Annotated in this window: 9 protein-coding genes; 2 read left to right on the forward strand and 7 right to left on the reverse strand. The window is 36.2% G+C overall.

Annotation, left to right across the window (positions count from 1 at the left end; all coding sequences use genetic code 11):
• Window positions 1-201: 201 nt before the first annotated feature.
• Window positions 202-1,317, forward strand: coding sequence for an IS4 family transposase (locus HHU08_RS23660; RefSeq protein WP_100525938.1), 1,116 nt, complete (start codon window positions 202-204; stop codon window positions 1,315-1,317).
• 122 nt (window positions 1,318-1,439) lie between these two features.
• Here HHU08_RS23660 and HHU08_RS23665 read toward each other — a convergent pair whose 3' ends face one another.
• Complete coding sequence (locus HHU08_RS23665) at window positions 1,440-2,222, reverse strand: CPBP family intramembrane glutamic endopeptidase (RefSeq protein WP_169189465.1); 783 nt, start codon at window positions 2,220-2,222, stop codon at window positions 1,440-1,442.
• 322 nt (window positions 2,223-2,544) lie between these two features.
• On the opposite strand from HHU08_RS23665, the gene HHU08_RS23670 reads away from it, so the two are divergent.
• The gene (locus HHU08_RS23670) at window positions 2,545-3,192 is read left to right on the forward strand and encodes a copper homeostasis protein CutC (protein WP_169189466.1); all 648 of its coding nucleotides are present in this window, start codon (window positions 2,545-2,547) and stop codon (window positions 3,190-3,192) included.
• A 450-nt stretch (window positions 3,193-3,642) separates the two neighbouring features.
• Here HHU08_RS23670 and HHU08_RS23675 read toward each other — a convergent pair whose 3' ends face one another.
• From HHU08_RS23675 to HHU08_RS23700, 6 genes are read right to left on the reverse strand one after another with little or no spacing between them, the layout of a single operon-like run.
• A complete protein-coding gene (locus HHU08_RS23675) occupies window positions 3,643-4,401 on the reverse strand; it encodes an alpha/beta hydrolase (RefSeq protein ID WP_016201590.1) in 759 nt (252 codons plus the stop codon).
• Window positions 4,402-4,410: 9 nt separating this feature from the next.
• Complete coding sequence (locus HHU08_RS23680) at window positions 4,411-5,382, reverse strand: LacI family DNA-binding transcriptional regulator (RefSeq protein ID WP_016201589.1); 972 nt, start codon at window positions 5,380-5,382, stop codon at window positions 4,411-4,413.
• A gap of 18 nt (window positions 5,383-5,400) precedes the next feature.
• Window positions 5,401-8,715, reverse strand: coding sequence for a GH36-type glycosyl hydrolase domain-containing protein (locus tag HHU08_RS23685; protein ID WP_169189467.1), 3,315 nt, complete (start codon window positions 8,713-8,715; stop codon window positions 5,401-5,403).
• A gap of 10 nt (window positions 8,716-8,725) precedes the next feature.
• Window positions 8,726-10,885 (reverse strand): glycoside hydrolase family 3 N-terminal domain-containing protein, encoded by a 2,160-nt coding sequence (locus HHU08_RS23690; protein WP_101728936.1) that lies wholly within the window; start codon window positions 10,883-10,885, stop codon window positions 8,726-8,728.
• An 11-nt stretch (window positions 10,886-10,896) separates the two neighbouring features.
• The gene (locus tag HHU08_RS23695) at window positions 10,897-11,727 is read right to left on the reverse strand and encodes a carbohydrate ABC transporter permease (RefSeq protein WP_016201586.1); all 831 of its coding nucleotides are present in this window, start codon (window positions 11,725-11,727) and stop codon (window positions 10,897-10,899) included.
• Window positions 11,728-11,739: 12 nt separating this feature from the next.
• Window positions 11,740-12,570, reverse strand: coding sequence for a carbohydrate ABC transporter permease (locus HHU08_RS23700; RefSeq protein WP_407939873.1), 831 nt, complete (start codon window positions 12,568-12,570; stop codon window positions 11,740-11,742).
• Window positions 12,571-12,584: the final 14 nt, after the last annotated feature.

Genomic DNA, 12,584 nt, shown 5'->3' on the forward strand with positions numbered 1-12,584 from the left:
GTTGTAATTTTTTACATTTACATGATAAGGTATTTCCATTTTAGTCGTTTTATATAATTTATCACTAGTGTTGCGTTAATTTAATTTAACTATTAAAAATACTTGAAATGTTCAATTTTATCATTTTATGCAAAGAAAAAGTCCTTTATAATGGATAAGTTAGGTGGTAACCCGTCCAAATCCACTAAAAAGGACTATCGCATGGACAAGATTACACGAAAAACTTCATTTGGACAATGGTTTTCACCAATAAATCTTCAATTATTTGAAGAAAACGTGAAAACGTTGAAATTAGATTTCTATACGAAAAAACTAACGACAGAGTCATTTCTAAAATTATTACTTTTTGCGCAGCTAGAAGAAGTCGAAAGTCTGCATGCGCTGAGCGATTGTCTTTTCGATGATCAACTGCAAAAGGGCATTGATCTTGATTCTATCAGTATTTCCCAACTCTCACGCCGTTTAAATGGCATGAATCCAGACTTATTCCAAAAGCTTTTCCTTGATTTAGTTTCACAAATTCATGCCAAAACGCACAACACGAAACTTGTGATGCCATTAAAAATCATTGATTCAAGCACATTGCCTCTCAATTTGACTAATCATAAATGGGCAAAATTCCGCAAAACAAAAGCGGGTGTTAAATTGCACTTACGCCTTGTGTTTATGGAAAAAGGTATATCCTATCCCGAAAAGGCCATTATGACAACGGCCAAAGAACATGACCGCGGTCAGCTTGAAGTAATGGTTGATGACAAGGAATGTATGTATGTGTTTGACCGTGGTTACTTAGACTACGAACGCTTTGATCGGATGACAGATGACGGCTACTTTTTCCTTTCTAGGCTGCGAAAAAACGCAGTCATACGGGAGGTTTACGATTTTAAACTACCCGAGAATACATCTGTTTTGTCGGATCAAATGGTGTTGATTGGTACGACGCAAAACCGTGCCGAAAATTACTTTCGTCTTCTAAAAGTGATTGATTCAAAAGGAAATGAGCTTCATTTAATCACAAATCGTTTTGATTTAAGTGCTGAAGAAATCTCAAAGATGTATAAATCACGCTGGGCGATTGAGTTATTTTTCAAATGGATTAAACAACATCTCCATATCAAAAAGTTTTACGGCCAAAGCGAATGGGCAATTCAGAATCAAGTGTTTATCGCACTTATTGTTTTTTGCCTGCATGTTCTCGCACAAATCGAGACAAAAAGTAAACGAAAAACCCTACAAATTAGCCGATATTTACGGGCAGCTTTGTGGAAACCAGCACATATTTGGCTTCGAAAGATTGAAGGAAAAACCATTCCTTAATAAACAAATTGTCGTCGTCTCTTAAGTCTAATTGTGAAAAAATTTCCAAATGGATGGATCCACCTTTAGTTGGGTATTTACTTTTTTGGCTCTTAACAGGGGACATATTTAAACTGAATATTCTAACAACATTTATGCAACACTAGTGATAATTTATACATAAAAAAACTATATATCGGAACCAATATTAGTAAAATAACCCCTGAAATAATAGCAGCTACTTTCATTTGACTTAACATTAGAGCGATATCCGGTATGTTTGTGTCATCACCTGCATTTATTAACATGCCTATACTACTTATACTATTATTTCCTATATGTAAAAGTATTGGCAACACTAACGATTTCATTCTCATATATACTAAGCAAAATAGGAATCCAGCTAATAACTGCCCGATAAAAATTGGTGAACTTCCAATATGAAGAACCCCAAATAAAAACGAGGTAATAAATAATGCCTTTTTGGCACCTAATGATTCACTCCACTTATTGAACAATATTCCTCTAAACAACAACTCTTCTACAATTGGCGCAACGAGAATGGTAACAAACAGACTCCCAATAAAAAAAGTCGAGTCTCCCACTTCACTATCACTATTTATTATTTCTTGAATAAGCGACTCAGAGTTCAAAGCTATAATTAAGATTATAAAAAATAATAAGGTTACAGCAATTAGATCTCCTAATAATTCTAGAAAAACATACTTTCCCCACGAGGACTTTTCTTTCCTTGGATGAAATATAACTGCTTTAATAGACAGATTATTTTTTCTAAAGGAATACAGGATCCACATAAAAACTGTAACATGAAATCCCATCTTAAAATAGAAATCAATCTCTTTCTCTGTACTATTTTCTATGACAAAAACATCCATGCAAGTAAATAATATAATATATACGATCAACCAGATAAATAACCTTCTCCATTTGCCTACTTTCTTAGAAAGACTTCACTAGTTTTTATATAGATTTCCAGCTGCTCATCTTGCACCCTATGAGTAGAAACTATTTCTGACTTTTCTAATATCTCTAATAAACCAATAGCAAATTCTTGCTAATAATGAAACAGCGCTGTGACGTCATAGTATCCATGACCTTTCACTCATCCCTACTCCTTATTTTACTAATTTTCCAAATTTTTATATTCCATTAAGTATAACCGATTTTTCACAGTAAATATATGATACTATCTAAATTAGATATGTTTGAATGGCAGGTGATTAAATAATGATAAAAGAAGTCTGTGTTGAAAACTTCACCCTCGTTCCAAGTGCTATTAAAAAGGGGGCGCATCGAATTGAGTTATGCGATAACCTTTCAGTTGGAGGAACAACTGTTAGTTATGGTGTTGCTGCAAAGACTGTTTCCTATTGCCGAAATACAAATACAAAGGTGATGGCCATCGTTCGTCCAAGAGGCGGCAACTTTATTTATAACGAAGATGAAGTGGATATTATGTGCCAAGATATCCATCTGTTTAACCAGCTTGGCATTAACGGAATAGTAATTGGCTGTCTAAATAGAGATAATTGGATCGATGAAGGGGCGATGGAGAAATGCTTAACCGCTGCTGCTGGCATGGAGATTACCTTTCATATGGCTTTTGATGAAATTGCTCCAAAGCGAAAACGCCAAGCAATTGACTGGCTCATTTCCCATGGTGTGCACCGTATTTTAACACATGGAGGTCCACTATCGACAAGAATAGAAGACAATCTATCTGCACTTAAAAGTTATATAGAACATGCTTCTGAAAAAATTATTATTATTCCCGGTGGCGGAATTACGTCTGCTAACCTTCCATTCCTTTCTTCCGAATTAGGAATGAAAGAAGCACACGGAACGAAAATTGTTGGGGATTTATCCCACTCTTAACGGGCAATAAGACCCCCACTTATGGAAGCTTTCTTTATAACCTGCTTTTCCCCTTCCATCTTGAAACAATTAAAGGCTGGGACATAACTAAATAGATACTCTGTAAAGAAGAACAATATCTAATTTAGCTAGTAAATAGCGGCTGCTTTCGCATACTTTTTACAAGAGGAAATATAATTAGTTGGGAAAACAGTAGCAGCCGGAATACACGTAGACGCCACGGGGATTAGCGAGACAGCCTGAGACCCTGCAGGCGAAGCCGAAGCGGCTCAGCGCGAGTCCCACGGAAAGCGAAGTGTATTCCGCTGCGGGGAATCGCACTAAACTTCATGGAAACATCCTTTAAAAACAAATAAAAAACCAAACAATTATACGGAACTTTCTTTAGCATCTCCGTATAATTGTTCGGATTTATCCTTGGCTGGAATACTTATATCCCAGTCCCTTCCTCTAATTATTCGCTTTAATGTAGTTCTCATTAAACCATTTTAATACAATCTGAATCGTTTGATCCCAAAATGCCCAATTATGATCACCAGGCATTTCAACATAATGAAAGTCCTCAATTATTTCCTGTGCTTTCTTTCTAAACTTTAAGTTATCTTGATAAAGGAAGTCTTCTGTACCACAGATTTGCAGCATCTTCACCTGACTGTTTCTCTTCGTTTTTTCTAATAGGTAAAATAAGTCATTCTTACTGCCTTCCAGTTCGTTAATAGAACCAAAAATAGTAGAAAATGCTTTGTCTCTATTCCTATCTCTCTTCCATAGTTCTACGACATCCATCGCTCCAGATAATGATGCGAAGCTATTGAAGCGATCTGGATAAGTTAGAGCCAATTTTGTTGCGCCATACCCTCCCATTGATAGTCCAGCAACAAAATTAGCTTCTTTCTGATCCGAAATACGAAACCACTTTCTAACTAATGCAGGTAATTCTTCTGATAAAAACGTCCAATAGCGATTTCCATGTACCATATCTGTGTAGTAACTTAAATCTACTTGTGGCATTACAATGGCAAATTCATAGTCTGACGCATATCTTTCAAGTGATGTGGCAGTTAGCCATGCTTCATCATTATCGGACCAACCATGTAATAGATAGATAACAGGCATAGGGGCGCTATTCTCTTTATCAGGAAGATATATATTCATAGAAGTCACTTTCCCTAAAACCTCAGAACGAAAATTCACTTTAGAAATAGCCATTTTATACACCTACTTTTTATTAGAGATAAAAGATTTGCCTTCTACAAAACTTGTGATAATCGATTCATTCTCTGCTTCTTCATTATTTATCAGCTGAACAACCTTTTCAGCTGCAACCATTCCCCAACGATGCTTAGAATAAGAAATCGTTGCTAATGACGGATTTAAAAAGGAGCCGATTTCTATATTATCAAATCCAATAAGGGAAATATCTGTACCTATCTTTCTATCTTTATTTCTAAAATATTTATAAATTCCCACGGCCATTTCATCATTAAAAGAAAAAATAGTAACAGGAGGACCTGTCATCTTCGAATGAATAATTTCCGCAGCAGCATACCCTGATTCCTCTGTAAACGCAGATGGAATAACCTCATACTCTACTCCATAGCGAGCTAATTCACGTTCACTCGCTTCCAGCCTTTGGCGGCTATCAAAAGCTTCTTCTGGGCCAGTTACTAAATAGACTTTATTAGGGTCACTTGCAATGATTTTTTCCATCGCTAAGGTCGCTCCGCCTTTGTTATCCAATAGTACTTTTCTAACATTTGGGCAACTTATTTCTCGATCTAATACAACGAGAGAATGACCCCGATTGGCAAATTGAATAATTTCTTCGGTGCTAAAGGTCCAATCTAATATAATTCCTCCATCCACCATTCTTTCCGGTAGAAAAAGGTGGGACTTTTGCCCACTACAAACAATCATATCGTAGTTGTAATGAGCAAGACCTTTTTTAATTCCTTCTAATAGCTCGCCATAAAAGCTCCCACCATAATCAGCCAGGTAGACTGCTATAATTTTTGTTTCCTGCTTTTTCAATGTTCTCGCTGCCATATTAGGAATATAATTGAGTTCATTTGCAATAGCAGTTATTCTTGCACGAGTGGCTTCCGTTACCTTTGGACTGCCATTTAGTGCATAGGATACGGTAGAAATAGAAACACCAGCTGCCTTAGCTATATCTTTAATCCCTACCATTGCCTTCACCCCTTCCTACTAGCAGTATATTTCTAATGTATTTTCTTGTTGTAAGTTCTTCTTGATCACTTCTTTATCTAAGCATATTCCACCCATTCGATAAAGATTAGCTTCAAACTTACCTTCTACTACATTGCCATTGAAAATTATCTTTCTATCTTCATGTCCTAGCTTATAGTTAATTTTTACAGGCTTATCGAATAATTTAAAGGCTACTGTTAAGCCATTTAATCTTTCTGGTAGAACCGGATCTATAATAAACGTAGTCGCCGTTTGGCGAATTCCTAATACATTGCTTATCAACTGATTTATATAGATTCCTGGGCCACTGGAGTAAATACGCCAGCCACCTTTTACAGCAACATCGCCATTTTTAAGTTTACCAAAATTCTCTTGTGCTTCATACCTAGTTTTGAAATCGCCATCAGAACTGCTGAAATAAACATTACTTTGGCGAATCGCTGCATTTTCCACTCGGTCTTTGATGCCAATTGGATTAATCGTATTTAATCCTTTCCACGTTTCTTCCGCCTTCCCTAACCTCGCCATTGCTTCCGTAAAGCGAATATGGGCATGGACATATTGCAAACCAATTTCTCTACCAAAATTAGCAGCCTGTTCTGCGCGTTTAAAGTTTGTGCTTACCCCACCTTGATAGAATGCAGGACGATTCATTAAACGCACGCCATCTGGAAAATATAAATTTTCTTTAATTATTTGATAATGATGCTCCGCCATCTCAGGTGTAATTAATTCTGCGATCATACTTCTCGTCATTGGCAATAATCGGTATTGAATATTTGTTTTTTCATCTTCTGGATGTATCATTAATTCCACATGATTCGAATCTTCCATATAAACAAATCCAGGTATCGTATCTGTGCTTAATATAAATCTATCAAAATCCGCTTTGATATTTTTCACCAAATCAAAAAGATATTCTGCATACTGATTATCATAATCCTTTAATGCCTTTGCCAAATTACGTAATGTCTGGTAAGTAAGAGCTACTGTCCAGCTACTAGCCATATTCTTTTTTAACCTGCTATCATACGGCTGTAAGGTATCGTCCCAATCCCCATCTCCATAGCATGATAAAAACGTATCCGGCAGAAAATTTGTTTCTATATAATGAATTTGTTTCTTTACATGTTCCAATAACGGATAGTGCGCCGCTGTTTTTTCAAATGTATGTCTGCTTGTATATGGAATAGGTTCATCCAATATGCTCGTATCACCTGTAAATGTTAAATAATCTCCAACAACCTTTAATGGCCATACGATTACATCGCCATGACTTTCATCTGCCTTAATCTTTTCAAAGCGATCAAACATAAACCACTGCGGCCAATTCCCATCATTTTCGAATTGGTTCGCATATACTTTTTTCAAAATTTCACGAACAATTTCAGGACGATTAACGGCAAAGAAATATTCAACTGGCCCCTGAGAAACATCCCTTGTTCCCCATGCAGCTCCTCCATATTGCTCTAATCCATGTGGAGATAGATAATGAACTAGCATATTATGAGAATACCATCTACTAAGCAGGTTCATTCTCTCTACTTCTTCCTGAATTAGCGGATTCTCATGCTTCATTTGAAAACCATTCAGTAATTCATCCAGATAACGCTCATAGCTTTCCGTCTCTTCCGTTTCATTCTTTCGATGATGTTGATAATCTCCTTTATGCAAATTCCCTTGAATAGTTAGGTTTACTGCATGTTCTTGATTCAATTCTACCATGACTAGCGGGAAGCTAGACGATTCCTCAGAAGAAACAAAAACCGTTTCATCTTTCAATGTAAAGGGTTGTTCAACATGTACATGATACGTTAATTCTGGATATCCTTGACCAACAGTAGAATTAGGTGTTCCATTAAAAGTGATGACTTGATCTGATTGATTCCATTTGAATGGAATAGAATCTTCACCATCATTCATTAAAATATGGTTGCTAATGATAAAGTCATATTTTTCCCCTCTTATACTCTCGATGTTTAACTTAATCTCATAATCTTCTACAGAAGTATAATTTGTCACTACAATCAAGTCATCCGCCAGCTTGTAATACCATTTAGCGACGTTAAAGCCCATTTCAAATGCAGATGGCATCGCTAATAACTGCCACTGATTCTTTATTTTCATATAAATTCGCTGACCAGATTTCTTCATTATATTAAGTGAATTTCTATTATTACTCATCATCTTGTTCATAGAGGTGTTTCCTAAAACAATTTGTGAGTTAAAAATACCGTACATATAGACTGTTGTTGCCATTACTGGTCTATCTACTACTAAATCAGTACCACTCAATAGAATATGCCCATGTGGTCTTTCCATTTGAACTTCCTTTTCTTTTAACACGACATGATGCTGATTATCCGTGAAAAAAGACATAAGCTTTTGATCTACCATCTCTTTTTCTATTTGATTGCCAAATAATTCATTTACTTCTTTAGGCGTCAATATTTCTGTTTGTACAACCTGATTAGCAATATTAGTTATTTTATTTACCGGTTTCGTAACCTGCTCCAATTTGTTTGCTTCTGTCCAAATTTCTTCTATTTGTTGAGTAGTGAAATATGGTTTTTCTACAGCTGTTGGATGATTTTCTAAGATAGAACCATAAAAAACAACCGATTGTTTCTCTTGTACATGTTGTTTCTCTGTTTGCAAAGAGACATAGGCCATTTCATATTGATATACCTCCGTTGGCAAGCTTTCCTTTCGCAATGCTTCAGGAATGTTTGTTTCTTTGTAAGACTTCCCAAAGAATTGATAACCATCTGTACTAAATCCGATTGTCTTTTGTAAACACCCTTGTTGAAGATATGGAAACTTCGCCCCTTGTGGCTGATTTTGTCTAGAACAGATTGTATATCCGTATTGTGTATCAATATGATGATCAATATATTGAGACACATATGCCTCATTTGATTGAACTGCTCCTTTTGCTGCAATCCCAATATCTTGCCCATATAATAAATCTACTGTTTGATCCCCTTGTAAACTAACTTCCCAAAACCATACATCATGTGAAGTTAGTAAAAATTGGACTTCATAGGATACACCTTCAAAGCTGCCGCTCCAAATTAATGTGTGCTCACCTACTGATAGTTGACTATCTGATCGAACACCAAGTAAAGGTGTAGAGAAAATTTCCCCTTCCTTAAACACTCGTAAATAGATTTGGTTCGCACTACCATCTAATAGATTCCCTATGAGTTGGTTGACCATTATATCTTTATGACGAATTTCATATATATCCCCGCTAGGAAGAAAAGAAAAAGTCGTATCATTCCCATTCAAAGTAACTGTTTGAGTATTCATGTCTTCATTCCTATCCTCTTATCTTTTTTAATTCAAAACATTTTGATTGAAGTTCTATACTATTTGGTCCGACCATTACTTCAAAATCACCATTATCACTAGAGAAGTTCATATTTCTATGTGTATACCGAAGCTGTTTCTCAGAAATAGCGAAGGTAACCACTTGCTTTTCTCCGCTTTCTAATTGAACTTGCTTAAAGTCTATTAATTCCTTAACAGGACGTACAACTTCACCAACTAAGTCACGAATATAAAGCTGGACTGTTTCTGTAACGAGATAGTCCCCTCTATTCTCTACTTCCACTGTAACCTCTATGGCTTCTTCCTCTGATATAACCTCTTTATCTAATTGTAAATTACTGTAAATAACTTCACTGTAACTTAATCCATAACCGAATGGATAGCGTGCGTAATTAGAAACATCTAAGTATTTAGAAACATATTTTTCATCCGGATTTTCTTCATAAGGACGACCTGTATTATCTACATTGTAGTAAATCGGCACTTGTCCAACATTTTCAGGGAAACTCATGCTTAAACGCCCACTTGGGTTTACATCTCCATATAAGACGTCACTTAGCGCATTTCCACCTTCTGTACCAGGGAACCATGCTTCTACAATGGCAGCTGCTCCATCTAGTTCACTAATATCTAATGGACGGCCATTATATAAAGTAACGATAATCGGCTTACCTGTATCCTTTAATAGCTTGAATAGTCTAATCTGCTCTTTCGGTAAACAAATGTCACTTCGACTTGCTGCCTCACCACTCATCCATTCTTGTTCACCCAAAGCTAATACTATGACTTCTGCATCACTCGTTGCTTTTACTGCACATGAGATCATATCTTCTGATAATTCAAAGTAGTCACAAGGCATTTCGGCAGAGATAATATGATCAGATTTTGCCTGCATTCCTTCTAATAACGAAACAGCTTCATCCATTTTCCCTTGCCATGACCATGCTCCTAAGATGTCCTGTGAATCTGCTCCCGGTCCGACGACTGCTACTTTTTGATTCATTGATAATGGTAAGACACCATTGTTTTCTAGTAATACAATCGATTTTGCCGCTATTTCTCTAGCTTGTTTTCGATGTAATGTTGATAAAATTACTTCTTTCTCCCGGTCTGCATCTGCTCCACGATGAGGATTTTCAAATAATCCTAAATCGTTTTTCAGTTCTAAAATTCTCAGTACCGCTTCGTTTAACAACTTTTCTTCTACTACTTCTTCCTCGATTAACTCCTTTAAATAATGAGCATAACAAGTGGTCATCATCTCGATATCGACCCCTGCCTTTATAGCAAGCTCAGCAGCCTTTTTTTCATCTCCAGCTACTCCATGGGCAATCAGTTCTTTCACTGCTCCCCAATCAGAAATAACCACCCCACCAAAACCGAACTGTTCTCTTAATATCTCTCTAAAAAGCCACTCGTTTCCAGTTGCCGGAATTCCATCTACTGTATTGAAAGAGGTCATTACTAATTTTGCCCCTGCATCAATAGCTGCTTTATAGCTTGGCAAATAGCTTTCCCTTAATTGACGTTCAGACATATCTACCGTATTGTAATCTCTTCCACCTGCTGGAGCACCATATGCTGCAAAGTGTTTCACACAAGCTGCTACTCGATCTGTATCGCTTTTCAAATCTTCCCCTTGATAGCCACGCACTAATGCTTTAGCAAATTCGCCATTTAAATAAGCATCTTCTCCTGTTGATTCCATTACTCTTCCCCATCGAGGGTCGCGCACTAAGTCAACCATTGGTGAAAAAGTAACGTGTAAACCGGATACACTGGCTTCTAATGCAGAAATTTGCGCCATTTTTTCTGCGGCTTCTAAACTCCATGAACTTCCTAATCCTAAGGGAATCGGGAATATGGTACGAAAACCATGGATAATATCCGCCATCATTAATGTTGGGATACCTAAGCGATGCTTATTCATATATTCTTTTTGGACACGTATAGCTTCTTGAGCTCCTGATAAGCCTAAAGTGGATCCTGCTTGTTTAATATTTTCTTCCGTTAACCCTAAATCGGTTAATGGTCCTGTCATTTCTTCATTTTTTTTTGTGTAAAAATCGGCTGATAGCTGTAGAAGCTGATCTACTTTTTCCTCTACTGTCAATTCGTCCACTAATTTAACTAACTCTTCTTGTCTCATTTACATGCTCCTTACTTTAATCCTGATACATTAAATCCTTGCAGGATGTATTTTTGGAATATCATGAATACAATAATGATTGGAATAATCATAAAAGTAGAACCTGCCATCTGTAAGGCATAATTACTTGCATATTGTCCTTTTAATAGTTGTAAACCAACAGATAAAGTATAGTATTTCTCATCATTTGCCATAATTAACGGCCATAAGAAGGAGTTCCATGCACCAATAAAAGTCAGTATTCCTTGTACTGCAATAACTGGGCGTGAAACCGGCATTATTATTTTCCAAAATATTTTCCATTCACTTGCACCATCTAATCTAGCTGCTTCTAGTAACTCATTCGATATGGTAGACATAAATTGACGGAATAAGAAAATAGCGAAAGCTCCAACTAATCCCGGAAGAACAATACCTGCCATTGTATTCGTTAAGCCCATTGCATTCAAAATCAAATAAACTGGTATCATTGTGACTTGCCCAGGTATCATCATCGTTGCAAGCACTAAATAAAATAAAATATTCTTTCCCTTGAAGTTATATTTTGCAAATCCATATCCCGCCATCGCGTTTAAAATTAATCCGCCAAATGAGCAAAGGACGATAATTAATGTATTCTTTAAATACACTGCAAAGTTAAACGCTAAAAACAGTTCTTTAAAATTAGCTAAGGTAAACTCCTGTGGCCAAATGGTTGGTGGAAACTGCATAATTTCTGCATCGGTCTTTAAGGAAGAAAGGATCATCCAAATAAATGGTAAGACCATAAAAAATCCGCCAACTGTAAGAATAATTCCAACAATCCACTTCGAAGTTCTCGTTTGTTTTAGAGATGTATTCATAGCTATTTCCTCCTATATTGATTCTTCATCACTCTTACGCTGAATGCGGAATTGAATCAATGTAACGATAATAATCGCAATAAATAAAATAAATGATCCTGCTGCCGCATAACCAAACTTACTAAATTGGAACCCGTTCCGGTAAATAAATAGTGCAACTGAAGTAGTACTATCTAAAGGTCCACCATTGGTCATAATAAATGGCTCTTCGAAGAACTGTAACCAGCCAATCATAGTAGTAATAGTTACAAAGAAAGTAGCAAACTTAAGCATCGGTATCGTAATTTGAAATAATTGTTGGCGTCGATTAGCTCCATCTAATGAAGCAGCCTCATAATATTCTTTCGGTATACCTTGAAGAGCTGCTAAAAAAATAATCATATTCGTACCAATTGCTCTCCATAAAGCGAGAATAATTAATGAAATTTTTGCCATCGTTGGATCTTGCAACCACGGAACCGGAGAAACATTGATCAGGGATAGCAAATAGTTTAAAAACCCAAAGCTTGGATTATAAAGATAACTCCACACTACTGCTACAGCGACCACATTTGTTATAGATGGCGTATAAAAAATTAAGCGGAAAAATTGAAATATCTTATTTTCTCCAAAGTTAATCATGACAGCAATACCTAAAGAACAAGCGATAACTAAAGGTACACCAATAACCACATAAAATAAGGTATTTCCAATTGATTTAAGGAAAACAGGGTCTGTTAAAATTTCCTTATAATTGCTTAATCCCACAAAATTGATTTGTGACCAATCTGCTAATCCGACTAAACTAATATCTATAAAGCTAATAAAAAATGCTACAACAATTGGAATTAAGGAAAACAACATTAGTAAGAGCAATG

It is taken from the genome of Niallia alba, from assembly GCF_012933555.1.
In the GTDB taxonomy this organism is placed as follows: Bacteria; Bacillota; Bacilli; order Bacillales; family Cytobacillaceae; genus Niallia; species Niallia alba.